The organism is Pantoea brenneri (genome assembly GCF_038594305.1).
In the GTDB taxonomy this organism is placed as follows: domain Bacteria; phylum Pseudomonadota; class Gammaproteobacteria; order Enterobacterales; family Enterobacteriaceae; genus Pantoea; species Pantoea brenneri.
Window position 1 is genome coordinate 160,457 of record NZ_JBCGBG010000002.1, and the last position, 26,986, is coordinate 187,442.

The 26,986-nt window shown below is 54.6% G+C and carries 21 protein-coding genes; 9 read left to right on the plus strand and 12 right to left on the minus strand.

Going from position 1 to position 26,986, the window contains the following annotated elements; all coding sequences use genetic code 11:
• Positions 1–41: 41 nt before the first annotated feature.
• Positions 42–1,358 carry an MFS transporter gene (locus tag AABB92_RS11565; protein ID WP_046289314.1) on the minus strand — a complete coding sequence of 439 codons (1,317 nt, stop codon included), beginning with the start codon at positions 1,356–1,358 and terminating at the stop codon, positions 42–44.
• A 206-nt stretch (positions 1,359–1,564) separates the two neighbouring features.
• Between AABB92_RS11565 and AABB92_RS11570 the strand changes: the two genes are divergently transcribed.
• On the plus strand, positions 1,565–1,852 hold the full coding sequence (locus AABB92_RS11570; protein WP_031374421.1) for a VF530 family protein: 288 nt from the start codon (positions 1,565–1,567) through the stop codon (positions 1,850–1,852).
• A 73-nt stretch (positions 1,853–1,925) separates the two neighbouring features.
• Here the strand turns inward: AABB92_RS11570 and mqo are convergent, their stop codons facing one another.
• On the minus strand, positions 1,926–3,575 hold the full coding sequence (gene mqo / locus AABB92_RS11575) for a malate dehydrogenase (quinone) (RefSeq protein WP_031374420.1): 1,650 nt from the start codon (positions 3,573–3,575) through the stop codon (positions 1,926–1,928).
• A gap of 312 nt (positions 3,576–3,887) precedes the next feature.
• Here mqo and AABB92_RS11580 point away from each other — a divergent pair, with 312 nt between their 5' ends.
• Both AABB92_RS11580 and dcuR read left to right on the plus strand, forming a co-directional pair.
• Entirely contained in the window at positions 3,888–5,522 is a 1,635-nt protein-coding gene (locus tag AABB92_RS11580) for a sensor histidine kinase (protein WP_031374419.1), read from the plus strand.
• On the plus strand, positions 5,519–6,238 hold the full coding sequence (gene dcuR, locus AABB92_RS11585; protein WP_031374418.1) for a two-component system response regulator DcuR: 720 nt from the start codon (positions 5,519–5,521) through the stop codon (positions 6,236–6,238). The genes AABB92_RS11580 and dcuR overlap by 4 nt, the downstream gene beginning before the upstream one ends.
• On the opposite strand, the gene AABB92_RS11590 is transcribed toward dcuR, so the two are convergent.
• Complete coding sequence (locus tag AABB92_RS11590) at positions 6,232–7,200, minus strand: FAD:protein FMN transferase (RefSeq protein WP_031374417.1); 969 nt, start codon at positions 7,198–7,200, stop codon at positions 6,232–6,234. The genes dcuR and AABB92_RS11590 overlap by 7 nt on opposite strands.
• 62 nt (positions 7,201–7,262) lie before the next feature.
• On the minus strand, positions 7,263–10,040 hold the full coding sequence (locus AABB92_RS11595) for a flavocytochrome c (RefSeq protein WP_046289313.1): 2,778 nt from the start codon (positions 10,038–10,040) through the stop codon (positions 7,263–7,265).
• A 587-nt stretch (positions 10,041–10,627) separates the two neighbouring features.
• Here AABB92_RS11595 and AABB92_RS11600 point away from each other — a divergent pair.
• Both AABB92_RS11600 and fumA read left to right on the plus strand, forming a co-directional pair.
• A complete protein-coding gene (locus AABB92_RS11600; protein WP_031374416.1) occupies positions 10,628–12,136 on the plus strand; it encodes an anion permease in 1,509 nt (502 codons plus the stop codon).
• A 159-nt stretch (positions 12,137–12,295) separates the two neighbouring features.
• Complete coding sequence (fumA, locus tag AABB92_RS11605; RefSeq protein ID WP_031374415.1) at positions 12,296–13,942, plus strand: class I fumarate hydratase FumA; 1,647 nt, start codon at positions 12,296–12,298, stop codon at positions 13,940–13,942.
• Between the two features lie 38 nt (positions 13,943–13,980).
• Here the strand turns inward: fumA and AABB92_RS11610 are convergent, their stop codons facing one another.
• Entirely contained in the window at positions 13,981–14,637 is a 657-nt protein-coding gene (locus tag AABB92_RS11610) for an SDR family oxidoreductase (RefSeq protein ID WP_031374414.1), read from the minus strand.
• A gap of 88 nt (positions 14,638–14,725) precedes the next feature.
• Positions 14,726–15,793, minus strand: coding sequence for an SDR family oxidoreductase (locus tag AABB92_RS11615; RefSeq protein ID WP_031374413.1), 1,068 nt, complete (start codon positions 15,791–15,793; stop codon positions 14,726–14,728).
• A 100-nt stretch (positions 15,794–15,893) separates the two neighbouring features.
• Between AABB92_RS11615 and AABB92_RS11620 the strand changes: the two genes are divergently transcribed.
• The 4 genes from AABB92_RS11620 (at position 15,894) to iolG (ending at position 20,607) form a co-directional block, all read left to right on the plus strand.
• Positions 15,894–16,796: a LysR family transcriptional regulator gene (locus AABB92_RS11620; protein ID WP_031374412.1), complete on the plus strand. Its 903-nt coding sequence runs from the start codon at positions 15,894–15,896 to the stop codon at positions 16,794–16,796.
• 380 nt (positions 16,797–17,176) lie between these two features.
• Positions 17,177–18,619: a sugar porter family MFS transporter gene (locus AABB92_RS11625; protein WP_031374411.1), complete on the plus strand. Its 1,443-nt coding sequence runs from the start codon at positions 17,177–17,179 to the stop codon at positions 18,617–18,619.
• A gap of 136 nt (positions 18,620–18,755) precedes the next feature.
• Positions 18,756–19,583 (plus strand): TIM barrel protein, encoded by an 828-nt coding sequence (locus tag AABB92_RS11630; protein WP_031374410.1) that lies wholly within the window; start codon positions 18,756–18,758, stop codon positions 19,581–19,583.
• A gap of 13 nt (positions 19,584–19,596) precedes the next feature.
• Complete coding sequence (gene iolG / locus AABB92_RS11635) at positions 19,597–20,607, plus strand: bifunctional inositol 2-dehydrogenase/D-chiro-inositol 1-dehydrogenase (protein ID WP_031374409.1); 1,011 nt, start codon at positions 19,597–19,599, stop codon at positions 20,605–20,607.
• Between the two features lie 37 nt (positions 20,608–20,644).
• Here iolG and AABB92_RS11640 read toward each other — a convergent pair whose 3' ends face one another.
• The 6 genes from AABB92_RS11640 to AABB92_RS11665 all read right to left on the minus strand — a co-directional run bounded on the left by AABB92_RS11640 (position 20,645) and on the right by AABB92_RS11665 (position 26,984).
• Entirely contained in the window at positions 20,645–22,159 is a 1,515-nt protein-coding gene (locus AABB92_RS11640) for an MDR family MFS transporter (protein WP_227021898.1), read from the minus strand.
• A 622-nt stretch (positions 22,160–22,781) separates the two neighbouring features.
• A complete protein-coding gene (yfiB, locus tag AABB92_RS11645; RefSeq protein ID WP_031374408.1) occupies positions 22,782–23,255 on the minus strand; it encodes an outer membrane lipoprotein YfiB in 474 nt (157 codons plus the stop codon).
• Between the two features lie 2 nt (positions 23,256–23,257).
• Positions 23,258–24,466 carry a diguanylate cyclase DgcN/YfiN gene (gene dgcN, locus AABB92_RS11650; protein WP_031374407.1) on the minus strand — a complete coding sequence of 403 codons (1,209 nt, stop codon included), beginning with the start codon at positions 24,464–24,466 and terminating at the stop codon, positions 23,258–23,260.
• Position 24,467: 1 nt separating this feature from the next.
• Complete coding sequence (yfiR, locus tag AABB92_RS11655; protein WP_072051022.1) at positions 24,468–25,028, minus strand: regulatory sequestration protein YfiR; 561 nt, start codon at positions 25,026–25,028, stop codon at positions 24,468–24,470.
• A 357-nt stretch (positions 25,029–25,385) separates the two neighbouring features.
• On the minus strand, positions 25,386–25,889 hold the full coding sequence (locus AABB92_RS11660; protein WP_031374404.1) for a P-loop nucleotide/nucleoside kinase family protein: 504 nt from the start codon (positions 25,887–25,889) through the stop codon (positions 25,386–25,388).
• A 150-nt stretch (positions 25,890–26,039) separates the two neighbouring features.
• On the minus strand, positions 26,040–26,984 hold the full coding sequence (locus tag AABB92_RS11665; RefSeq protein ID WP_046289312.1) for a LysR family transcriptional regulator: 945 nt from the start codon (positions 26,982–26,984) through the stop codon (positions 26,040–26,042).
• Between the last annotated feature and the right edge of the window lie 2 nt (positions 26,985–26,986).

The window sequence follows — 26,986 nt, forward strand, 5'->3', positions numbered from 1 at the left end:
AGGCTCCCACGGGAGCCTTTTTTATGCCGGCAACAGCCGGTTTAGCGCGATGGCGGCTCATCCAGCAGCCGCAGATGGTCATCTTTGTTGAGGGTCATCAGCGCCACAATGCTGATCAGCGCGGTGATCATCACGTACCAGGCGGGAATATCCAGATTACCGGTCTGCCTGATTAAGCCGGTGATAATCAGCCCGGCACAGCCGGAGAAGACCGCGTTAGAGAGCGAATAGGCCAGCCCCAGACCGGTATACCGCACGCGGGTAGGAAACATCTCCGCCAGCATCGCCGGTCCCGGTCCGGCCAGCAGTCCGACTATCCCGCCAGCAATAAACACCACCAGCGCCTTCAGTCCCAGACCGCTGCTCGCCGCCTGCAGTACGTTGAGCAGCGGCAGCGCCAGCAACAGCAGCAGTACCGCCGCCGTCACCATCACCGCGCGGCGGCCAATTTTATCGCTCAGTATGCCAGCCGGAATGATGGTCGCGGCAAAGCCGAGGTTCGAGATCACCGCAATCAGCAGCGCCTGATTAAAACCGGTATGCAGCGAAGCCTGCAGGTAGGTCGGCATAATCACCAGATAGGTATAGCCGGCGGCCGACCACACCATCAGCCGACAGATACCAAGCAGAATAGTTTTCAGCGTCGCGCCGAGGCTGGCCTTAACTATCCCGGCCGCCGGTTCTGCCTGTTGCCGGATAAACGCCGGGGTCTCCTCCATCTGCACCCGCAGCCAGAGCGCCAGCGCACCTAAAGGCAGCGCGAGGAAAAAGGGAATACGCCAGCCCCACGCCAGCATCTGCTCCGGGGTTAACAGCAGTGACAGCAGCGCCACAATGCCTGCGCCCGCCAGCAGTCCCAGCGCCACGGTAAACGACTGCCAGGCCCCGAACAGCCCACGCTTGCCGCGCGGCGCAAATTCGGTCATCAACGAGACCGCCCCGCCATATTCGCCGCCCGCGAACAGCCCCTGAAGAATACGCAGCGCGGTAATGATCAGCGGAGCCAGCACGCCCAGGGTAGCGTAGGTCGGTACCAGCCCGATGGCGGTGGTCGCCAGCGTCATCATAATCAGCACAAAAATCAGCGTCGGCTTACGCCCGATGCGGTCGCCCATCCGGCCAAAGATAATCGCGCCGAGCGGACGGAAAAAGAAGGCGATGGCGAACGAGGCATAGGTCAGTAAGATTCCGGTCAGCGCCGACTCCCCCTCAAGCCGAAAAAAATTCTGCGCAATCAGGGTGGCGAGAAAGCCGTAAACGGCAAACTCATACCATTCAATAAAATTCCCCACCGAACCGGCCAGCAAGGCACGTTTACGGCTGGCGGAACTGAGCAGCTTATCAGCGGCGTCGGACATGGCAGGTGATCCTTTTTGTCGTGGCATCAATCGCTTATGATTAGCACAATCGCTGATAAATTGCCCGGGCATCTGTGGTCGGCGTTAACTCAGCCACAAAACGCCGCGCCAGAGTACGGTTAGCCGGCTTTTTCGTCCGGGGGACTTGCACTCCGGCGCGACGATCGTCAGGATGTGCGCAATTAACTGAACCGGGCGGATAAACCATGAACGCACACACTTCAAAAGATCCTCTGCACGGCGTGACGCTCGAGATGCAGGTAAACCACTTAGTGGCACAGTATGGCTGGTCTGAGCTGAGTAAGCGCATCAACATTAACTGCTTTAAAAGCGATCCCAGCGTAAAATCGAGCCTGAAGTTTTTGCGCCGTACGCCGTGGGCGCGGGCAGAAGTCGAAGCACTCTACCTGGCGTCTTTGCAGCAGAAAACGCAGGCGGCACCTGCGCCCGAAGAGGACCCCTGGGCGGGCTGGCGAGGCAATAAGCCGGAGTAATCGCGATTGCCAGAGGAATAAAAAAAGCCCGCGTCGGGTAACCGGCGCGGGCTTTTTGACGATCAGGCAATGATTACAGCGCCATATCGTGTTGCGGTGATGCGGCCGATTTTTCAGCCGGCGCAGCCGGAGCTGCTGGCGCATTGTCATCCATATGGATCACCGGCGGCGTGGTCAGTTGCAGCGTTGACGCGGTGTCATTCCACACCTGCTGCAGCAACGGAACGTTGTCATTCAGTTTCTGGCCGTAACCCGGGATCATTTTATGAATCTTCGCCTGCCACTCGGCTGACTTAAACTCTTCCGGGAACAGTTTCTGCATCACGTTCAGTGCGATTGGGGCCGCAGTTGAGGCACCCGGTGAGGCACCCAGCAGTGCAGCAACGGTTTTCTGCTGATCGGTCACAATTTCGGTGCCCAGTTTCAGCACGCCGCCCTTCTCTTCATCTTTTTTGATGATCTGTACGCGCTGACCGGCCTGAATCAGTTTCCAGTCCTCTTTCTTCGCATCCGGATAGTACTCTTTCAGCGCAGCAAAGCGGTCATCGTCAGTCAGCATCACCTGACCCACCAGGTATTTCACCAGGTCGAAGTTATCCATCCCAACGTGGGTCATCGGGATCACGTTGTGAGTGGTGGTGGTGCTCAGCAGATCAAACAGGGAACCATTTTTCAGGAATTTGGTTGAGAAGGTGGCGAACGGTCCAAACAACACCACGCGCTTGCCATCCAGGTAACGGGTATCCAGATGCGGAACCGACATCGGTGGCGCACCGACAGAAGCCTGACCGTACACTTTGGCCAGATGACGATCGGCAATCGCGCTGTTCTCTGTCACCAGGAACGAGCCGCCCACCGGGAAGCCAGCATAGTTTTCAGCTTCAGGAATACCGGTTTTCTGCAGTAACTTCAGCGCGCCGCCGCCAGCACCGATAAAGACATATTTCGCATCAACCGCACGCTCAGTGCCGTTTTTAGCGTCTTTAATGGTGACGTGCCACGAGTTGTCGCCGTTACGTTTAAAGTCCGTCACTTCGGATGAGGTTTCCAGTCTGAAGTTATCATTTTTCTTCAGGCTGCCGATCAGCTGGCGGGTAATTTCACCGTAGTTAACGTCGGTGCCGACCGGCGTCCAGGTCGCGGCCACTTTCTGCTGCGGATCACGTCCTTCCATCACCAGTGGCGCCCACTGCGCGATCTGCTGATGATCGGTAGAGAACTTCATGCCCTGGAACAGCGCGGTTTTCTGCAGCGCCGCGTAGCGTTTGGTCAGGAAGTCGACGTTGTCGCCCCAGACAAAGCTCATGTGCGGTGTCGAGTTAATGAAGCTGCGGGGATCGTGCAACACGCCTTCTTTAACCTGTGCGGTCCAGAACTGGCGAGACACCATAAAGGCTTCGTTGATTTCCAGCGCTTTGGTGACGTCAATCGAGCCATCTTTACGCTCAGGCGTATAGTTCAGCTCCATGTTGGCAGAGTGACCGGTACCGGCGTTGTTCCAGCCGTTAGAGGATTCCAGCGCCACGCCGTCCAGTTTTTCCACCATGATCTGTTTCCAGCCTGGCTGTAACTCTTCCAGCATGGTGCCCATTGAGGCGCTCATGATGCCGCCGCCAATTAACAGTACGTCGGTTTTCTCTGGTGAAGTTTCAGCATGAAGCGCTGAAGAAACAAGCAATGCCGCGAGGGAAAGTGCAGGGATAACTTTTGTTGATTTAATCATTTCGCAATCTACAGTTAACTTAATCGTACTGGTTAAAAAAAGTCCTCAAAGTTTAAAATAATGTTATTTATGAGTTAATGCGAAAATAGTTATAAAATTAAAAATAGCCATTTAGCCTTAATTTAATTACAAAAGGCATACGAAATTTACTAACTATTTTAACCTCACATTAAAGGTGCACTTTGAATTATTCAATCCCCTAAGGCAAATAATCTGACCGTTTTTTTCCTGCTGCATACGCGGCTAAACCTGTACGGGTGCAGCGTCTTAGCGTATGTTTCCTGGCGAACCACTCACCCGCGCTGAACACCGATGAAAAGCCAATCACAAAAAAGATATGCCGTGAATAAACGCCCGATGAAACTCAGCACGCTGACCACACTGATGATGACGGCGGTGATCTTTACCGTCCTGCTGTGCGTCCATCTGCTCTATTTCATCCAGATAGATAATTTTGCCCAGTCGCATCTTAAAGATAAAGCGATGGCGGTGGCACGCACCGTGGCCGACAGTCCCGAGCTTCAGCGTGGACTGCGCCGTCCTGACGGTCGCGACCTGATACAGCCCGTCGCCGAGGCGGCACGCAAACGCAACGATCTGCTGTTTGTGGTGGTCACCGATATGAACGGCATCCGTTTTTCGCATCCTAATCCCGATGCGATCGGCAAACATTTCATTGGCGACGATCTCAATCCGGCGCTGGCTGGCCGGGAAAATGTTGCGGTCAATCACGGTGTGCTGGTCGAAGCACTGCGGGTGTTCACTCCGGTTTATGACGACAGGCATCAGCAGATTGGCGTGGTGGCGATCGGGATTTCACTCAATGACGTGGCGGCGCAGATCGCTAAAAGCCGCTGGAACATCGTCTGGACCGGCTTATTTGGCGGTATTGTCGGTTTGCTGGGTATCTATATTCTGGTCAGACGGCTGAAGACCATTTTGCTCGGGCTGGAACCGCATGAAATTTCCAGCCTGTTTGAGCAACGCCAGGCGATCCTTAATTCGATTAAGGAAGGGGTGATCGCGGTGGACGAGCACTCCCGCGTCAGCCTGATAAACCATGCCGCGCAACAGTTGCTGCACGAGACAACCCGCAAAATGCCACTGAGTGGCGATAGCCTGCCGGAAGAGAGCGTACTGCACAGCCACCAGCAGGATGCGCTGCACCAGGGCAAAGCCTGGCACGATCAGGAACTCACCATCGGCGGGCGTATTCTGATCAGTAATACCGTGCCGGTGCGCAGCCGCGAGCGGATTATTGGCGCGGTGACCACCTTCAGGGACAAAACCGAGATTAGCCAGCTAATGCAGCGCCTGGACGGCATGGTAAACTATGTCGATGCGTTGCGTGAACGCTCCCATGAGTTCATGAATAAGCTGCATGTCATTCTGGGTCTGCTGCACATGAAAAACTATGCGCAGATGGAAGAGTACATTCTTAAGACGGCGAACAACTACCAGACTGAGATTGGTTCGCTGTTACAGAAGATCAAATCGCCGGTCATTGCGGGCTTTCTGTTAAGCAAAATCAACCGGGCGAATGATGAAGGGCATCAGCTGATTATTGATGAAGCCAGTTTCCTGCCCGACTGCGGCAGCGAACAACAGAGCGCCGTGCTGATCACCGTGCTGGGTAATTTAATTGAAAACGCCCTTGAAGCGCTGGACCCGGAAACCGAAGGGGAAATCCACCTGATGCTGCATTATCAGAATGGCTGGCTAGCCTGTGAAGTCAGTGATGATGGCCCCGGCATTGATGGGTCGCAGCTCGCCGCCATCTTCGAACGAGGCGTCTCGTCGAAAGGAGACGATCGCGGCGTGGGACTGTTCCTGGTTAAACAGCAGACAGAAAGCCTGGGCGGTAATGTCAGCGTCGAGTCGGAGCCGGGTGTGTTCACCCAATTTTTAGTGCAACTCCCGTGGGAGAGAGGAAGAAAAGTAGAATGATCAATGTCTTAGTTGTCGATGATGATGCTATGGTCGCCGAGCTGAATCGCTGTTATATCGGTCAGATCCCCGGTTTTACCTGCTGCGGCACCGCCTCGACATTACAGCAGGCCAAAGAGCAGTTACTCCAGTCGGATTCGCAGGTCGATCTGGTGCTGCTGGACATCTATATGCAACAGGAGAACGGTCTCGACCTGCTGCCCGAACTGCGCAGTGCCGGACGCCCGGTCGACGTGATCATCATCTCTTCCGCCGCCGATGCGGCCACCATCAAAACGTCGCTTAATTACGGTGTGGTGGACTACCTGATTAAACCGTTCCAGTTTGCCCGCTTCGAGGAAGCGCTGACCGGCTGGCGGCAGAAAAAAGCGCTGATGGATAATCATCAGTTTTATCAGCAGTCGGATGTTGATCAGCTATTGCATGGCAATCCACCGGGCGCCAGTGAGCAGAAACGGCTGCCTAAAGGCCTGACGCCACAGACGTTGCGCACCTTATGCCTGTGGATTGATGCCCATCCGGGCACCGAGTTTTCCACCGATGAACTGGCAACAGAAGTGAATATCTCGCGCGTTTCCTGCCGGAAATACCTGATCTGGCTGGCGCAGATTAATATCCTGTTCACCAGCATTCACTACGGCGTTACCGGCCGGCCGGTCTATCGCTATCGTCTGCAGCCGGAATATCACACCCTGCTGAAGCAATATTGTCAGTAAGCCAGCCGGTAATCCGCGTCCAGCAGACTGAAAGAAAAGTGACGTTGTGACGAGCAGATGACCTGCTTGTCGCGGGTCACAAAAATCGCTTCAATAGCGGGCGAATCGGCGAGGCAGGCGATACCCTTCTCCACGCCCATGCCATACAGCAGCGTGGTATAGATATCGCCGTCAATCGAACGGTCGGAGATCACCGTCACGCTCAGCAGTTCGTTGTCGAGCGGATAGCCGCTGCGGTCATCCAGAATATGGTGATAGCAGACGCCGTTCAGTTCGAAATAGCGCTCATAGATACCGGAAGTCACCACCGACTTATCTGCTACGTGAATCACCCCAATCAGCGCATCCGCCGTGCCGAACGGTTTTTTCAAGCCAATCGCCCAGCCGGGTGACGCCTCTTCTTCCGGTGAGCCGACCGTCTGAACGTTACCGCCCAGATTAATCAGTGCGCTGTTCACCCCCTGCTGACGCAGAAACGCCTGCACCCGATCGGCGATATAGCCTTTGGCGATCGCCCCGAGATCAATTTCCATCCCGGCTTTCGCCAGCATCACGCTGTTCGACGCCGGGTCGAGAATCACATCATGCGGATTGGTCAGTGCCAGACAGGCCTGTAACTTCTCTGCCGGCGGCACGCTGTGTCCCTGAAAGCCAATTTTCCAGCACTTCACCAGCGGACCGATGGTCAGGTTAAAACGGCTGTCGGGCAACAGGCTGACGGCGTGGGCGCAGGCAATCAGATCGAATACCGGCTGACTCACCACCACCGGATGCTGGCCCGCCGCCTGATTGATCGCCATCACTTCAGAACCGGAACGGTTAACGGTGAACAGGTTCTCCTGCTGTTTAATCAGACGGAAGACCTGGCCGGCAAGGGTTTCATTGTGTTCGAACAGTTTGAGCAGAATGGGCGAACCCATCAGAACCGCGGAGTAAGCATAGACACGCGCATCAGTTAACATAGGCGACTCTGCTTTAAGCAAGGAAACCGGCATCCGCTGAGCGCGGATGCCGGAGAGAGCGATTACCGTTTCGCGTAAGCTGCCGCGTTACCGCCCGCCAGAATACCAAAGATGATGATATCAGCGACGGCGTTACCGCCGATGCGGTTAGCGCCGTGGATGCCTCCGACCACTTCACCGCAGGCCCAGGCACCGTTAATCACCTGCTGCTGGCTATCCAGCACCGCAGTGGTGGTGTCGATTGTTACACCGCCCATGGTGTGGTGGACGCCCGGCGCAACACGGATGGCGTAGAACGGACCTTCGCTCAGCGGATGACGCAGCGCGGTCTGACGGCCAAAGTCTTCATCTTTCTGCTGAATGACAAAGCCGTTGTAGCGGGCCAGTGTCGCTTCCAGCGTCCGGTGTTCCATGTTGAGTTTCACCGCCAGTTCACCGACCGTCGGCGCGCTGACCACAAAGCCTTTAGCGATATATTCATCGGCCGCTTTGTTATTCATCCGCACCTGCTCGTCAAACACAATCCAGGCACTCTTCTCAGGCAGAGCAATGATTTGCGCCGAGACTTTGTCACGGGTTTCCATTTCGTTGTAGAAACGTTCACCCGCCTGACTGACCAGGATAGCACCGCCACCGCGGATTGATTCAGACACCAGATACGAGGTGGTCTGTTCAACCGTTGGGTGAATCTGGATTTCGCCCATATCGACCGTGCCGGCACCAATTTTGGTCAGCATGGCGATACCGCTACCGGTGGCCCCTTTGTGGTTGGTGGTGACGAAGCCATCCAGTTCAGGACGGTATTTCACCACCAGCTCGCGGTTAGCACTGAAGCCGCCGGTCGCCACGATCACGCTTTTCGCATTCAGGATCCGGCTGTCATTGTACTCATCGACCACTTTCACGCCGGTCACCGCGCCGTTCTCGTAGAGGATTTCAGCGACAGAGGTTTCCAGCAGCACTTCAATATTACGGGCGTTGATATTTTTCACCAGCCCGCTGATCAGGAATCCGCCAACGGCTGAACGATCCGCCGGACGGTGAGTACGATCGATGCTCATACCGCCGGTGATGGTGATGTCGTTCAGTTCGATGCCGTGGTCGGCCAGCCAGTCAATCGCTTCCGGCGCCAGGTCCACGAACTCACGCAGCAACACCGGGTTGTTTTTGAATTTGCCGCCTTTCAGCGTCTCTTCATAGAACAGCTCTTTGCTGTCCTCGATGCCTTTCAGTTTCTGGAAGCGGGTTTCCGCCGCGTTCATGCCGACTGACGCCTTGATGGTGTTACCGCCGATGGTCGGCATCTTCTCGATAATCACCACGCGCGCGCCTTCATCGTGCGCCTGAATCGCTGCCGCCAGGCCCGCACCGCCGCTGCCTACCACCACCACATCATAGTTCTGCGGTGCGTTAGGGTTGCCGCCCTCTTCAATCACATGTTCTTTGCTGGAGGTGGTCAGGGCGCGCGAAACCGCTTTCTTCAGTGCTTCACTCTGGGTGGTCGCACCGGTGATCGCATCCACGTGCGGGCTGTTTGCCACCAGAATACGGTTACGCAGGCTCTCAAAGGTGGTGGTGAAGTCGACGTCCAGCGTGTCATCCGGCACCAGTGAGATGTCGGTGATACGGTCGGTATCCAGCGTGACGTTGATTTTCAGCTTCAGTGCTTCAGCTTCAACTTTCTCCTGATAGACACCCGCTTTGTATTTGCGGCCCGATTCGCTCATGTCGCGGATCATCGCGTCAACCAGCGAGAAGCGCCACAGCGGTTCCGGGATTTTCAGCTCTTCACGTTTGTTACTGTCGATATAGAGATCGAGATGCTCGTTGTTGATGATGCGGTCGGCCCAGTTCGGGTAGGCAATACAGGCTTTACCTATTGCCACCAGATCGTAGCCTTTTTCCAGCGCCATCTCAGCATCCGATTTATTCACCACGCCACCGACGCCAATCACCGGCACTTTGGCCAGCACCGGCGAGCGCATCGCGATGTATTTTTCGATCAGCGGAGTAGGATCCTGGGTATCCACAATAGACGGACGCAGCAGCTGGCCAACCGAGAAGTGGACGTAATCCAGTCCGCGTGCCGCCAGTTTCTCCAGCAGATAGAGCGTATCGTCAAAGCGGATGCCGGGTACTTCAATCTCTTCCGGCGAGAAGCGATAGCCGATGATGAATGAGTTATGCGCAAAGCGCTCCGCCATCTTATGGGTGATTTCCAGCACTTCCAGTGGGAAACGGGCGCGGTTGTCGCGGCTGCCGCCCCATTTGTCGTCGCGCTGGTTAGAGTTCGGTGAGTAGAACTGCTGGATCAGGTAGGTGTTGGCACCGTGAATCTCTACCCCATCAAAACCGGCCTTAATCGCACGGTTCACCGCGTCACCAAATTTGGTGATCATGGTATCGACTTCTTCAGCCGTCAGCGCCTGTGGTTTGGTTGCGCCTTCACGCGGTGCAGCGATTGCGCTCGGGGCGACCGGCGTTTTGCCGCCGATCAGCTCCGGTTCGACCATGCGACCACCGTGATAAATCTGCAGAATCGCGGTCGATCCCTCTGATTTTATCGCGTCAGCAATGCGTTTCAGGCCAGGAATTTTGTTGTCGCTGTCGATGGCAATCGCGCCCGGGAAAGCCGGACCACGGTTGTCGATAAAGCAACATTCGACGATGACGGTACCAAGGCTGCCCGCGCGGGCACGATAATATTCCACCAGCTCGCTGGTCACCGTGCCGTCATAAAAACCGGTACAGGTGGTCATAGGTGCCATCACTAATCGATTTTTAAGCACCGCACCGTTAGGCAGCGTCAGGGGAGTGAGAATCGGGGTGAGAGTATTCATGCGATAAACTCCAAGATTTAAAAGTCTGGAAATTTTTAGCGGACGCAAAGTATCGCTTAATTAAGTGGTCCGATGTCATGGCCTAAATATACCATTTTCTTTGCTTATATAAGCGATAAATTTACTTTTTAAACTTTTAAACCATTTAGAGTTTTTATTTGCCGAAAACGGTAAGTGAAGTTATATTAATTGTTAACCAAGGGTTACCAAAAATCAACCCTTCGTTTACATTAAAAACAACATCTTGCATATCAACAAGTTATGTCATAGACTAGCCAGCTCACAGCTTTCCCGCCTGCCGATCTGGATCACAGAAAGGGTGCTGCGCCCGGTAGCGGGATATAAATTAAAAATAAATGTTAAAAATCAGGAATAACCATTTAATTTTATTGATCTGGATCAAAAATCTATATTTTCAGAAATCGCATCATATTCACATCGGATTATAACGCTGCTGTTTTTAGCAGCGATGAGTCAAAAAACATTCAGGCATCACGGTTTATTCACGTCATAAAGAATAATAAAGAAAGCAGTCAGTGAAGTACCGGGGCGCAAATCGCATTCTTCTCAACTTGCAGACAAATACTATGAAACCACTCTCAGCTGTGAATGAACCTCCAAAAGCAGCCCCTGCTGCGGCTGGAAAAAAGAAAGCTATCATGCTGGCCTTACCGGTGTTGGTCGCAGTGCTCCTGCTGCTGGTGCCGGTACCCGCCGGACTCGAACCTTACGCGTGGCACTTCTTCGCTATCTTTGTTGGCGTGATTGTCGGGCTGATTTTTGAGCCATTACCGGGCGCGGTCATCGGTCTGACTGGCGTGGTGGTCATCGCCCTGTTCAGTCAGTTCCTGTTGTTCAGTCCGGCGGAGCTGGCGAACCCGAAGTTCAAACTCGCCAGTGAGTCATTTAAGTGGGCGGTGAGCGGCTTCGGCAACTCTACCGTCTGGCTGATTTTCGGTGCCTTTATGTTCGCCGCCGGGTACGACAAGACCCAGTTTGGACGTCGACTGGCGCTGATTCTGGTGAAATATCTCGGTCGCCGCAGCCTGACGCTCGGCTACGCCATCACCTTTGCCGACCTGTTGCTGGCACCGTTTACGCCATCAAACACCGCGCGCAGCGGCGGGACTATCTACCCAATCATTGCTAACCTGCCGCCGCTTTACGGCTCCAAACCTAACGACCCAAGCGCCCGTAAGATCGGTTCTTACCTGATGTGGGTTGCCATCACCGCCGCCTGTATCACCAGCTCAATGTTTCTCTCTGCGCTGGCCCCGAACCTGCTGGCACTGGCGCTGGTGAAAAGCGTGATCGGTTTCGATATCTCATGGGGCATGTGGTTCCTCGCCTTCCTGCCGCTGGGTGTGTTACTGATTCTGACCATGCCGCTGCTGGCGTACTGGTTCTACCCGCCTGAAGTGAAAGTGAATGACGAAGTGCCGAAATGGGCCATCGCTGAACTGGCAAAACTGGGCAAACTGACCCGTAACGAAATCCTGCTGCTGGTGTTTGTGGTCTGCGCCCTGCTGATGTGGATTTTCGCTACCGCCTGGATTGAACCGGCTATGGCGGCGCTGCTGGTCATTATTCTGATGCTGTGGACCGGGGTACTGAACTGGAATGACATCACCAGCAACAAAGCGGCCTGGAATACCTTTGCCTGGTTCGCCACCCTGGTGGCACTGGCCGATGGCCTGGCCCGGGTCGGCTTTATCGCCTGGTTAGGTAAAGAAGGCGGCATGCTGTTGCAGGGATACGACCCGCAGGTTTCCGCAGTGGTGCTGTTAATCGCCTTCTTCCTGCTGCACTACCTGTTCGCCAGTACCACCGCGCATACCACCGCGCTGTTACCGGCAATGCTGACCATCGCGGCATCAATTCCAGGCATCAACATGCCGGTCTTCTGCCTGATGCTGTGTACCTCACTGGGTGTGATGGGCATCATTACCCCCTACGGTACCGGACCCAGCCCGATTTATTACGGCAGCGGTTATCTGCCAACCAAAGACTACTGGCGTCTGGGTACCATCTTCGGCGCCATCTTCCTGGTGTCGATGATGCTGATTGCCTATCCGTGGATGGTGTGGATGTTCTGACGGATACAACATGCAGATCAACGCGTTATAAGATACCATTCCACGTCTTACCCGCCGCCCTCCCGGCGGCGGGTAAATATAATAAACGATTAATTCGCCTATGATGCTGACCCTCGCGGCCTGAAAGCGACGGCTCAGCTGGTCATTAAGTGAGAAAAAATGTCGAACAAACCTTTCTTCTATCAGAACCCCTTTCCTCTGACCCACGAGGATACCGAATACTATCTGCTGAGCCGTGAGCACGTTTCCGTCGCCGAATTTGAAGGCCAGGAAGTGCTGAAAGTTGCGCCGCAGGCCCTGACATTACTGGCGCAGCAGGCGTTTCATGACGCCTCGTTTATGCTGCGTCCGGCGCATCAGCAGCAGGTCGCCTCGATTCTTGACGATCCGGAAGCCAGCGATAACGACAAATATGTCGCTCTGCAGTTTTTAAGAAACTCCGAAATCGCTGCCAAAGGCGTATTGCCGACCTGTCAGGATACCGGCACCGCCATCATCATGGGTAAAAAAGGCCAGCGCGTCTGGACCGGTGGTGGCGACGAAGCTGCGCTGTCACAGGGGATCTATAATACCTACATCGAAGATAACCTGCGCTATTCGCAAAATGCGGCGCTGGATATGTATAAAGAGGTCAACACCGGTACCAACCTGCCGGCGCAGATTGATCTCTATAGCGTGGATGGCGACGAATATAAGTTCCTTTGCATCGCCAAAGGCGGCGGCTCAGCCAACAAAACCTATCTCTATCAGGAAACCAAAGCGCTGCTGAGCCCAGGCAAGCTGAAAAATTATCTGGTCGATAAGATGCGCACGCTCGGCACCGCTGCCTGCCCGCCGTACCACATCGCGTTTGTGATTGGTGGTACCTCGGCAGAAAGCACCCTGAAAACCGTTAAGCTGGCCTCCACACATTATTACGATGGCCTGCCAACCGAAGGGAATGAGCACGGCCAGGCGTTCCGTGATACCCAGCTGGAGCAGGAACTGCTGGAAGCCGCGCAGCAACTCGGCCTTGGCGCACAGTTTGGCGGCAAATATTTTGCCCATGATATTCGGGTGATCCGTCTGCCACGCCACGGCGCTTCCTGTCCGATTGGCATGGGCGTTTCCTGCTCGGCAGACCGCAACATCAAAGCCAAAATCAACCGCGAGGGCATCTGGATTGAAAAACTGGAAGCCAACCCGGGTCGTCTGATTCCTGAAGCGCTGCGTCAGCAGGGTGAAGGCGAAGTACTGCATGTCGATCTCAACCGTCCGATGGAGCAGATTCTGGCACAGCTGTCGGCCTACCCGGTCTCCACGCGCTTGTCGCTGAGCGGCACCATCATCGTGGCGCGTGATATTGCGCACGCCAAACTGAAAGAGCGCATCGATAACGGCGAAGGCCTGCCGCAGTACATTAAAGATCATCCGGTCTATTACGCTGGCCCGGCCAAAACGCCTGAAGGTTACGCTTCTGGCTCACTCGGCCCAACCACCGCTGGCCGCATGGATTCCTATGTTGATCTGCTGCAGGCGCACGGCGGCAGCAAGATTATGCTGGCCAAAGGAAACCGTAGTCAGCAGGTTACCGATGCCTGTCAAAAACATGGCGGTTTCTACCTGGGCAGCATCGGGGGTCCGGCTGCGGTACTGGCGCAACAGAGCATCAAGCGTCTGGAATGCGTGGAGTATGCTGAACTGGGTATGGAAGCGATCTGGAAAATTGAGGTGGAGAACTTCCCTGCCTTTATCCTGGTCGATGACAAAGGCAACGATTTCTTCCAGCACATCGAGCGACAACACTGCGCGAAATGCGTTAAGTAATAAAAAAGCCCCGATTACGGGGCTTTTTTTTTGCTGGCTTAATAGCGCTGTAATCGTTGCAGCGCCGTCTCAATCGGCTGGTCGCCGCTGGTCAGCTCGATAATCTGATACTTAATCGCCGGAGTTTCAATCAGGCCAGCCAGCGTGGCGGCGACATCATCACGCGGGATTTCCCCGTACGGGATCGCCAGATCGGCCTGTACCCGACCGGTGCCGGCTGCATCGGTTAGCGTTCCCGGACGCAAGATTACCCATTCCAGCCCGCTCGCCACCAGCCGCGCATCCGCCAGCCTTTTGACCCGCATATAGTTTTCAAATCCTTCCGAAATCGCTTTACCGCGACCGGCATCCGGAAACGCCGAGACCAGAATAAAGCGTGGCACACCCGCCTGTTCCGCCGCCGCGACCGCCAGATCCAGCCCGTCGCCGTCAATCGCATTGGTCAGCGCAATACCCGCGCCACCCGCACCGGCGGTGAAAACCACCACCTCGTGACCGGCCATCTTTTGCGCCAGCTCGTCAACCGTCAGTTGCTGAATATCACCTGATACCGGCTGCGCGCCAGCGGCCTGCAGGGTAGCAGCCTGCTCCGGTTTACGGTGCAGCGCCGAAACCGCGTGCTGCTTAGCGCTTAGCTGGCGGGTCAGTCGCAGACCCACTTTACCCGCCGCGCCGATAATAAAACATGCCGCCATAATCTCAGTTCCTCTGTTAATTCAGCGAGAGCAGAAGTATAGCCATCAGCCAGAGACAAAACAGGCGCCTGATGCGGCGCCTGTTGACTTACTGCGGGATCACTTTTTCCGCTTTCAGCTTATCAAACAGCTGAGTGAAGGAGTCGAGCGTACTGCGATAGCCGGTGAAGCCCGCTTTGCGACTTTTGCTCATGTCGGTGAAGGCTTCCATCGGACGACCAAGATCGGCGTCGGTATGCCACCAGGACGCGAGCTTATTGATGTCCGCTTCGCGCAGCTGGTGACGCTGGGCAATCTCCTGCCAGGCGCTGGCCGCTTCCTGCATCCGGCCTTCCAGCGGCATCATCTGCGCCGGGAATTCGGCCGCCTCGATACCGAAATAGCCAGCCAGCTTCGGCCACATCCAGCTCCAGCGGAACACATCGCCGTTCACGGCGTTGAAATCCTGATTGGCCGCCGCAGGAGACGTAGCCGCCCAGTGCAGTTGCTCAGCCAGCAAACCGGCGTCGGTCATGTCAGCCACGCCATTCCACTGCTCTGGCGAGCCGGGGAAAATAAACGGCCAGCCTTTCTCTTTGCACAGCGTGGCATACACCGCCAGCGTCTGACCCATGTTCATCGCGTTACCGACGGCGTAACCGATAATGGTGTGCGGACGATGGACGCTCCAGCGGTAGTCATATTTTTCCGCGCCAGCAAACAGCTCATCTTCCTGAGCATAATAGAAGTTGTCGACTGGCTGACGACCCTGCTCTTCACGGAACGGCGTTACCGGCACCGCGCCTTTGCCGTAGGCTTCAAACGGGCCCAGGTAGTGCTTAAGACCGGTTACCAGCGCGACGTGTGCGCCCTTCAGCCTTTCGCCCAGCGCCTCGATGACGTTGCGTACCATGCCGCCGTTAACCCGGATGTTCTCTTTTTCATTCTCCTGACGCGCCCAGACGCTGAAGAAAACGGCATCCGGTTTCACCGACTTCAGTGCTTCGCGCACCGCGTCAGCATCGGTCAGATCGGCTGTCAGACTGGTCGCGCCTTCCGGTACCGCGCCGCGTCCGCGTGACAGACCGGTCACCTGCCAGCCCTCCTGCTGCAGTTTGTCCGCCAGTGCGCGGCCGATAACGCCGCTGATACCCACAATCAAAGCCTGTTTTTTCATTTGATTTCTCCTCGTTTTGCGTAATGCTAAGCCTAATAGAGAATTGAGTTCTTATCTCTGGCATTAATTCATAGCATTCTCAACCTGAGTTCATTAATCGATGCACGATCAGCGCCTCAAAGATATCCTGCCTTTTGTTGCCAGCGTGGAATGCGGCAGCTTTACCGCTGCCGCTGAGCGCCTGCATGTTACCGGCTCGGCCGTCAGTAAAAGTGTCAGCCGGCTTGAAACAAGATTAGGTTCCCGATTGCTGGAACGCACGACCCGCAGCCTGCAATTGACCGATGCCGGCAGCGCCTATTACCAGACCTGCCTGCGTATTCTGGAAGATCTGGCCGAGACCGAAGCGGTGCTGGCGGCGCAGCGCACCATTCCCTCCGGCCGCCTGCGACTGGCGGTGCCCAACACCTATGGCCGGCTTAACGTGATGCCGTTGCTGATGCCGTTCTGTCAGCAGCACCCTGAACTGGCGCTCAGCCTGAGTTTTTCCGATCGGTTCGTCGACCTGTTTGATGAAGGGGTGGATGTCGCGGTGCGGATTGGCGGTGCGCCCGACCTGCCCGCCTCGCTGGGCTGGCGTAACATGGGCCGTGAGCAGATGCAGTTCTGCGCTGCACCGGCTTATCTCGATCGTGAAGGCCGGCCGCACAACCAGGCCGGGTTACTGAATCACCGCGCCATCCTTTATCAGCGCGTTGACGGCAGCACCAAACCCTGGCTGTTTACTACTGAAGATGGTCAACCGAACTGGCGCGATGTGCCTTACCGGATGGCATTAGGTGATGTGGATGCGCAGATGCAGGCGGTAAAAGCTGGTCTGGGTATCGCACAAATGCCTTCCTGGCTGATTCGCCAGTCAGTCGCCGTCGGAGAACTGGAGATCGTTCTTCCCCAGTTGCAGCCTGACGGACTGACGCTCAGCGTAGTGTGGCCTCGTCGCAAACAGTTTCTGCCCAAAGTGGATGCACTGCTCTCTGCCCTGAGCGGCCTGGTGATCCGCTAATCTGACGGCGCAGACCCTCCGGTCGCGCCCGTCGTCCGCCTGCCGGCTGTTATTTTAATTTCCCCCTGCGGTTTGGGATGTTTATTTCATCCTGCGGTTATTTATCCGAAAATAAGACAATTCCAGCCCCTTTGTTTCACCGGCCCCGCCTTCTCTTCACATGGTGACGCTTTATTTCCGCGCTCAATAACCGGCTTAAATTTAAACCGTTTATTCGCATCCTGATGGAATCCCATCAAAATAAAATGGCCGGAAGGCTTGAGCTCACAAAATGAAAACTAAATTCCAAATATAATTTAACCCGAAATATAAATATCAGTAGGGTGAATGCTCCTTCATGTTCTGACGTTTTACCTGGCCTGTTTTCACCTGGAGTTTTCATGGAAAAAGAACTGTATATCTCGTCGAACCCGGCATCTGGCCCCAATAGCGCCACCCGTACCGAGCCGTTTGTGAAGATTATTGCGCTGGTGGCGACGCTGGGCGGCCTGCTGTTTGGCTACGACACCGGCGTGGTGTCGGGTGCGCTGCTGTTTATGCGTGGCGATCTGCACCTCACCCCGCTGACCACCGGACTGGTCACCAGCTCGCTGCTGTTTGGTGCCGCCTTTGGCGCACTGGCCGCTGGCCACCTGGCGGATAGCCTCGGCAGACGGCGCATCATCATTGCGCTGGCGCTGATTTTCGCCTTCGGCGCAGTGGGCTCAGCCATCGCCCCGGACGTGGAGTGGATGATCGCCTCACGCCTGTTTCTCGGATTCGCGGTAGGCGGTGCGGCCGCGACGGTACCGGTCTATATCGCAGAAATCGCGCCAGCCAATAAACGCGGCCAGCTGGTGACGCTGCAGGAGCTGATGATCGTCAGCGGCCAGCTGCTGGCGTACATCTCCAACGCCACCTTCAACGATATCTGGGGCGGCGAAAATACCTGGCGCTGGATGCTGGCACTGTCGATTGTGCCCGCCATTCTGTTGTGGATTGGCATGATATTCATGCCTGAAAGCCCGCGCTGGCACGTGATGAAAGGCCGCAGTCAGGCGGCCCGCGAGGTGCTGGAGAAAACCCGCGCAGCCGAGGATGTGGAGTGGGAACTCGAAGAGATCGAAGAGACGATTGAAGAGAACCGCCAGCAGGGCAAAGGCCGGCTGCGCGATCTGGCCACGCCGTGGCTGATGAAAATATTCCTGCTCGGCATTGGTATCGCCGCCATTCAGCAACTGACCGGCGTAAATACCATCATGTACTACGCGCCGACCATGCTGACAGCCGCTGGCCTGAGTAACGATGCCGCGCTGTTTGCCACCATCGCTAACGGTGCGATTTCAGTGGTGATGACCCTCGTCGGCATCTGGCTGATCGGCAAAGTCGGCCGTCGCCCGCTGGTGCTGATTGGTCAGATGGGCTGTACCTGCTGCTTATTCTTCATCGGGCTGATCTGCTGGCTGATGCCGGAATATCAGCAGGGCGCGGTTAACCTGCTGCGCGCTTATCTGGTACTGGCGGGAATGCTGATGTTCCTCTGCTTCCAGCAGGGTGCGCTGTCGCCGGTAACCTGGCTGCTGCTGTCGGAAATTTTCCCTGCCCGGATGCGCGGCATCTGCATGGGTGGCGCAGTCTTTTCACTGTGGATCGCTAATTTCGCCATTTCGATGGCCTTCCCGCTGTTATTAGCCGCCTTTGGTCTGTCGGGTGCGTTCCTTATTTTCGCCCTCATCGGCATCGGTGGTTCTGTTTTCGTCATGAAGTTTATTCCCGAAACCAAAGGAAGAAGTCTTGAGCAGGTAGAGCACTATTTCTACGCGCTTTATAACGGCAAAAAATAATGCTGCCGCATGGAGCCCGCAGAGATATCACTTTCGCTTAACGACGGTCAGAGAGGAAATAGCGACGTTCACCGATTAAATAACCGATGACGATTAAACCCGATTATTACGCACACATTACTTTCAGGAAATGACTATGAGCTTATCTATTCCACAGGCACGTTTTTGTGTAAACCGCAAAATTGCGCCCACTCTGAGCATCGAACGTTTTTTTAACCTGGTGACTCAGCTGGGTATTCATAAAGTCGAACTGCGCAACGACATGCGCAGCGGACGCGTTACCGACGATCTGACCGGTGAACAGGTTAAGGTGCTGGCACGCCAGTCAGGCATTGAGATCGTTACCATCAATGCGGTCTACCCGTTTAACCAGCTGAACGATGAGGTGCTGCAGCGCACCCGCCAGCTGCTGAGCGATGCCCGGGCGGTTGGTGCCGAGTCGCTGGTGCTCTGCCCGCTGAACGATGGCACCCCGATCAGCGCGGCGGATACCGTTGCTGCGCTGAAAATCTTAGGGCCGCTGTTTGCCGACTACGGCATTCAGGGACTGGTGGAGCCACTTGGCTTTCCGCAAAGTTCGCTGCGCTCAGCAATTCAGGCGCAGGCGCTGATCAAACAGGCCGATGTACCGTTCCGGCTGCTGATTGATACCTTCCACCATCATCTGTTTGAGGATGCTGAAAACGGCTTCGAACAGGAGATTGATGTGCAGCAGATCGGGCTGGTTCACCTGTCTGGCGTCACCGATCCGCGGCCGGTCGCCCAGCTTACCGATGAAGAACGCATCATGCTGAGCGCCGACGATCGCTTACGCAGCAAGCAGCAGGTCGAGCGGCTGGAAAAAATGGGCTACACCGGCCTTTACGCCTTTGAACCGTTCTCATCGGTGATGAATGACTGGCAGGAAGCAGACATTATCCGCGAAATTCGCGACAGCATTCAGCTGTTGAACCACTCAGCCTGATTAAGGAAGCATTATGACTATCAATATTGGCGTTATCGGAACCGGTGCGATCGGTCGCGAACACATCCGTCGTTGCAGCACGGTATTACAGAATGCGCGGGTGGTAGCACTCAACGACATCAATCGTGACAACTGTCAGCAGGTTGTCGATCAGTTGACGCCTGAAGCGCGTATTTATGATAACGCGATTGAGCTGATCAACGATCCGCAGGTCAATGCGGTGCTGGTCACCTCCTGGGGTCCGACCCATGAAGCCTTTGTGCTGGCCGCTATCGAGGCTGGCAAAGCGGTGTTCTGCGAGAAGCCGCTGGCGGTCACCGCCGAAGGCTGTCTGAATATTGTTGAGGCGGAGATCAAGGCGGGTCGCCAGCTGGTGCAGGTCGGATTTATGCGGCCGTATGACAGCGGCTACCGGGCACTGAAAGCGGTGATCGACAGCGGCGAGATTGGCGAACCGCTGATGCTGCACTGCGCGCACCGTAATCCGGAAGTGGGTGACAGCTACACCACCGATATGGCCATCACCGATACGCTGATCCACGAACTGGATGTGCTGCGCTGGCTGCTGAACGATGACTATGTCAGCGCACAGGTGATCTTCCCGCGCAAAACCCGAAAGGCCTCGTCACACCTGCGCGATCCGCAAATCGTGTTGCTGGAAACCGCCAAAGGCGCGCGTATTGATGTCGAAATTTTTGTTAACTGTGAATATGGCTACGACATTCAGTGTGAAGTGGTGGGTGAAAGCGGCATTGCCCGTCTGCCTGAGCCGATGTCAGTGCAACTGCGCAGCGCGGCGAAGCTGTCGACCACTATCCTGACCGACTGGAAAAAGCGTTTTATTGACGCCTATGACGTCGAGCTGCAGGCGTTCATTAATAACGTTATCGCTGGTGAGATGACCGGTCCCTCAGCCTGGGATGGCTATGCGGCTGCGGTGGCGGCCGACGCCTGCGTCGCGGCGCAGAATTCCGGTCAGATTGTGCCGGTTACGATGGCGGAAAAACCGGCGTTTTATCGCTGAAAGCAACGCTGCACGGCGGGATCCGCCGTGCATTTCCTCATCCCTGCGTCCCTTTTTTCAGCGGCTCCTCACGCATCAGCAGCGACAGGATAAAGGCCAGCACCATGACGCAGGCCGCCATCATAAATGCCGCATGAATCGCCGCACCAAACGCCTGCAGATAATCGTGCCGGATATCGGCCGGCAGCTGATTCAGCGCTGCGGGCGAGATCGCGGGCGACAGCACGGTTCCGGCCGGCATCAGCGCTTCAAGCTGCGATTTCAGCACCTGACTGAAAATGGTGCCAAACAGCGCCACCCCAATTGAGCCGCCAATCGAACGAAACAGCGTCACCGACGAGGTGGCTACGCCGGTCAGCGCCGGTTCAATGCTGTTCTGCACCACCAGCACCAGTATCTGCATCACCATGCCCAGTCCCATCCCCAGCACGGCACTAAATAACTGAAGCTGCCATAACGGCGATGTGATGGTAATGGTGGTCATCAGCGCCAGCCCGGCGGTAGCCAGTAAGGTGCCGACAATGGGGAACAGGCGATAACGTCCGGTTTTGCTGATGATGCGTCCGCTGATAATAGAGGTGGTCAGCAAGCCGCCCATCAGCGGCAGCAGTTGCAGGCCCGCCTCGGTTGGCGTGGCCCCTTTCACCACCTGCAGATAAAGCGGCAAAAAGGTAACGCTGCCAAACAGCGACATACCAATAATGAAGCCGATCAGACTACTCAGCACAAAGCTGCGGTTGCGGAACAGCGTGAGCGGAATAATCGGTTCCCACGCCCGGCGTTCTTCATAAATAAAGCCAATGCAGCCGACCAGACCGAACGCCAGAATGCACCACAGTTGCGGATCGGACCACGGCCTGATGGTGCCCCCTTCGCTGGTAAACAGGGTAATGCCCAGCAGCGCCATGCTCAGGCAGATCGCGCCCGGGTAATCAATTTCGTGCCGGGTGCGTTTACCGCCTGAATTGAAGACGATGCCGATCACCAGCAGAGCGAACAGACCCAGCGGCAGATTGATATAGAAGATCCAGCGCCAGGAGACGTGCTGCACAATCGCGCCGCCCAGCAGCGGTCCCAGCACCGTGGCCAGCCCGAACACGCCGCCGAATAAGCCCTGATATTTTCCCCGTTCAGCCGGTGGGATCACATCGGCCACCGCCGCCATACTGACCACCATCAGCCCGCCGCCACCCAGTCCCTGTAGCGCCCGGGTCAGCACCAGTTGCGTCATATTCTGCGCCAGACCACACAGTGCGGAGCCCAGCAGAAACAGCACTATCGCAATCTGCAGTACCCGTTTGCGGCCAAACAGATCGCCGAATTTACCGTACAGCGGCACCACAATGGTCGATGACAGGGTATAAGCGGTCACAATCCATGACAGCCGATCCAGCCCTCCCAGCTCGCCGGTGATGGTCGGCAGCGCAGTGGAGACGATGGTCTGATCCAGCGCGGCCAGCAGCATCACCAGCAGCAGCGCGCTAAATAATAACCGCACCGGGGGCGCTTTCCCGTTGGGTTGTTCCTGCAATTCGCTCACCTTATCAAACAAAATTTAACCTATCCTGTTGTTTTTATTGAAATCACAAAGCTAATAAATCAGTCTGTCCATCAGAATTTCACAAATAAAGCTGTTTTCCAACGACATATCAGAAGTTTAGCTGGAAAAAGAAAACGGTTTTCATCACAGGATGTTCGCGATATCGCCGCTGAGCGGCAAGCGCATGCTGACGCACCAGGGTGGTACGCATACGAATCAGGCTACTGTGCTGCGCGATTTTGGCGGCGGCTGATTTAACCGGTCGGGGTGTTGAAAGTTTGAGCAATAGCAGATTGTGAAAACAGCATGGTGATTCTGTGCCACTCCACAGTTTATCCTGGTGCTGGCGGTCAGTTTATTCACGAAGCCAGCGGATGTAGCCTGTTATTTTTCTTTAGAAGCCGGGATGAATTACTCATATACGCAGGGGTCAGGTAAATTCTGTTGCCAGATTCAGGCTCAACGGGTTCAGTTAAACGCCCGGATATAACCTTCATCCCTTTAACTGTCACTCACCCGACTCGCCGATGAATAACCTTCCCTGTCAGTCAGCATCTTAAATGTTATATGCACAATCACCACAAAAACAACGCGATACGGCCGCGGTATCATTATGCAGCGGCCGTCGGGATTATCATGGCGCAGTGATCACAATTGCCACGCGCCGATTTTGCGCGCGCCCCTGAGCGCTATTGTTGGGGGTAACCGGTGCACTCATGCCTAATCCACGGGTAGTGATATTTTCAGGCGGTATGGCAGCACCTTCCGCCCACTGTGCCGCTACCGCGTTAGCTCTTTTTAACGAGAGCTGTTGGTTATAGTCTGCTTTGCCGTAATTATCGGTGTGCCCGTCAATGCGCACATGCTTAATACCGGTTGACGCCAGGTTTTTCGCCATCGTCTTGATGTTACTTTTGCTGGACGGGGTAAGCTCTGATTCGTTTACGCCAAACAGGATCTTATCGGATATGCCCAATCCCCAGCCTTCGGTATTTTGACTGAATCCGGCATTCTGCATCGCGGCGATCTGCGCATCGCTAAAACGCCCTTTCGACTGACACCCGACCAGGGCCAAAATAAGCACCATCAGGGAAATTTTTGTTTTCATAATTAAGCCTTACTTTTTCGCTTATTCTTGTACATATTCATATCGGCACGCTCGAGAATAGACTCAACCGTATCACCGTGTTGTGACCAGGCGTAGCCGATGGTAACCGAGGTAGTGATCGGCGTACCTTCAGCAATCACAATTTTTTGCATCATGGCCTGGTGAATGTTCTGCATGAGCAGCTGTAATTGCTCTTCACTGGCGCGACTGCTCACCAGCATTGCAAATTCATCCCCACCTAATCGGGCGACTAAATCCTGTTCAGCAGCCAATGATGAGAGGCGCGACCCGATAGCTTTTAATACCTCATCCCCGGCGGCATGGCCCCAGTTATCGTTAATGCTCTTAAAGCGATCGCCATCAAGAAACAACAAGGCAAAACGCTCTTCGGCATATTGCTGATCGAGCAGCTCAGTAAGACGAGCAGCAAAGGCGCTGCGGTTGGCAAGTCCGGTTAACGGATCTTCCAGCGCTTTGGCTGCCAGAGAGCGATTATCGCGAATAAGTGAGGCCTTCAGCGTCTGCATTTCCATCAGCAACGAGTTCAGGTCATCTGAAAACAGCTGAAACTCACTGGTCGGGCTCTCCGGGATACGCAGGGAAAAATCGCCAGAACGAATCACATAGTGAATCGAACTGGTAATGTTGCGCAGCGTTGCAATAATCCCTCGATGCAGAAACTCACTCAGCAGAAGCGAGATAATCAGCACACATAACATACCGCAGGTAAGAATCATAAAAGAGTAACGAATGAAACTCACCGCACCGGTCACCGTGCCTTCCAGCGTCAACGTACCAACAGTAACGTCTGCGTGATTTATATTAACCTTAAGAGGTTTAAGATAAATCCATTCACGTAATAACCGTGAATACCAGCCCGTCTGTTCTTTCTGAGCATGCCAGTCGACCAAAATAATCTGATCGCGGGTGGCCAGTTTCGCCGAATCGAACATGCCTTCATCGCCAAGCCGGGCAATTTTATTATGCGCATCGGAACTGTCGGCAAAAACGGTAGCGGCGGTTAGCGTGGTGCTTAACGTCGCGGCGATCAATTCAAGGTTTCGCTTCTCATAGTTTTTAATAAATAGCAGCGAGGTAGAGGAGAGCAATAACCAGCACAACAGTAATATAACCGCAGAATTGATGGTGCTTATTTTTCGCAGTTTATTGCGTATCGATGATTTGTCGTTTCTGAATTTATCGTATTTCATGTTATTCGCTTCTATCGCGGGACAGCAAAAGCACGTCCGGACTCACCCTGACACCGCTTCTGGCAAGCGAATCAAGGTTAACGGAAAAAAGCGTACGATCCGGTTGAAAAATCATGCAAAAAGCAGCGCCAATGGTGCAATCCGCGTTGTTCTCCGCAAGGGTCAGCACGGCTCTTCCACTGAACTGCTGAATAAGTGCGACCTGCTGTTGCGACGTCTGATCGCCGAAATAGACTGCATCGCATCTGTGTGTCGGGAGGTCGCTGGCTTCAGTAAGATAAACAACAGTGAATGTCGCTGCCGGAGATGGTTTTTTTTCCGGCAAGGAGAGATGCCGGGCTGAAGAAAAAACACATAATTGTGGCGGGCCGGTCAACCCCCGCCACTGGGTAAAGCTAATAATACCGCTGACAATACGATTGGCTTTGCCATCTTTTATTTCGGCATAGGCAAGATGAGGAATAAGCAGCAGCAAAATAAGGACCGTAAAGACGATTTTGCAGATGTGTCGCAGGAAAAGCAGCACATCGACTTCATGATGAATTTGATATTTATCTATCATACTGCGTTCCCAAAAATTCGTCGCACGGTAATACGCCTCAATAAGCGCGAAAATATTAGCATAGCTGTGGTTAAAATTGTACTTATGGTTTGGTTCGCCCCCTCATCCCGCTGGTTATAGTTTTATGCGCTTATCCGCGAAATAATTTTGCGGTGTTCAGGGAGGTCAGAGAAGGCGTTCAGATAAGCAGGCTGCACGGCTCAACCTCTATTTCATGCTGTGGATATCATCGGGTTCAGTATCCTTCCCTGGCTGCAATGCACACTTTAGGTACTTCTTCTTTGGCCTATCGCCATCAGACCTGAACTGGCAGGAAAATTCCGGCAGTGGACTTTGTTTGCTGTACCGCACAGCTGCTCAGGACTGCCTGCTCGCGCTGAGGATCTGGTCCACGCACTGGTCGACGGATAATTTTGCGCTATCCAGTTGCAGATGCGCTCTGTTCCACGGTTCATAGTGGCGATTGATCACTGCCTGCCAGTCAGGTACTTTTAAGCCCGGAATATCGGAAATTCTGTTCTCTACACGCGTCCGATGCTGTTCAGCATCCGAGCACTGAATTTCAATTTCCAGAAACGGAACATCCGACGATAGGGCTATCTCACGGAAAGCGTCACGCACCAGATTAAGGTCATTAACCGAATCAGTGATCACGGTAGATCCCAGTCTGAGATTATCCCGCGCCAGCGCATAAAGTATGAAATAACCTTCGGGCCCAATCTCCCTGAAATGCGCCGATCCGTTCCGCAGCGCCTGTTCGACCGTATCAACGCGTAAATAAACCGCGTTTAATCGTTGGGATAATCGCTTTGCGATAGTGCTTTTTCCGCAACCCGGCAGTCCACTGAAAATGAAGAACATCATCACTCCTGTTAAATTAGCGCTGCAACGGTAAACCTCACGCGTCTGCACTGCTAACAAACCCCGTTCGCCTGAATGAGTCTCGGGTAACAGCCCGCTTTGTACCACAAGCAGGCTGTCAGTGCCTGACTGCAACGTCGAACTTTTGGCTTATCTTTTTTGTTGCTCATATTTCCAGTAAACCGGCTGCCCAAATTTGCGCAAGAAGTAATCTATGACCGTGCGCGTATTTAATGCAGGAAATTTGCTGCCCGGATACAGCATGAAAATCGACTGGCCGGCTTCACCTGTAGACACTTCATAATCCATGAGCAGCTCGGTGAGGTGACCGGACTTAAGCAGGCTACCTATCTGCCAGTCCGGAAAAAGGACAATACCGGCTCCGTCCTCGGCCATCCGGATTAGCGATTCAGCACTGTCAGACATGACTTTGGGATGCTGGCTAATGTTGTACTGTCCCTCTTTGCCTGAAAAACACCAGCGTGGTATTCCCATATGCCCACGATAAACAAGCAAATGGTGTTGCCGTAAATCTTCCGGCACCTCAGGTATGCCGTATTTATGCAGGTAAGAAGGACTGGCAGCAAGATGCCAATTCTGATCTGCAATAAACCGCCCATGCAACGCCGAATCTTTCATGCCAGCGATACGTAACACCAGATCAGAGGCGTCAGACAGCGGATTAACAAATTCGTCAGTGAGACTCAGATCGATCGACAGTTTTGGATAAAGCTCACTGAGTTCCGCCATCAGGGGAGATATGTGCCTTATACCGAAAGAAACCGGCGCATTAAATCGTATCCGCCCTGATGGGACATTCATGCGTTCGCTGACAAGCGCTGACGCACTGCTGACCTGGTCAAGTATCTGCCGAAAAGCGCTGGCATAAATTCGCCCCTCTTCAGTGGGCACCACAGCACGTGTACTCCGGTAAAGCAGTTGGGTTTCCAGAGAAGCCTCAAGTAGCTGAAGAGTGCGTGAAACAGAGGAGACCGCTATCCCTTCCCGCCTCGCCACTTCAGAAAAATTTCCCGTTTCCATAATGCTCATAAACAGCTGCATGGCACGAATATTAATGTGAGTTAAGTCTTTCATCT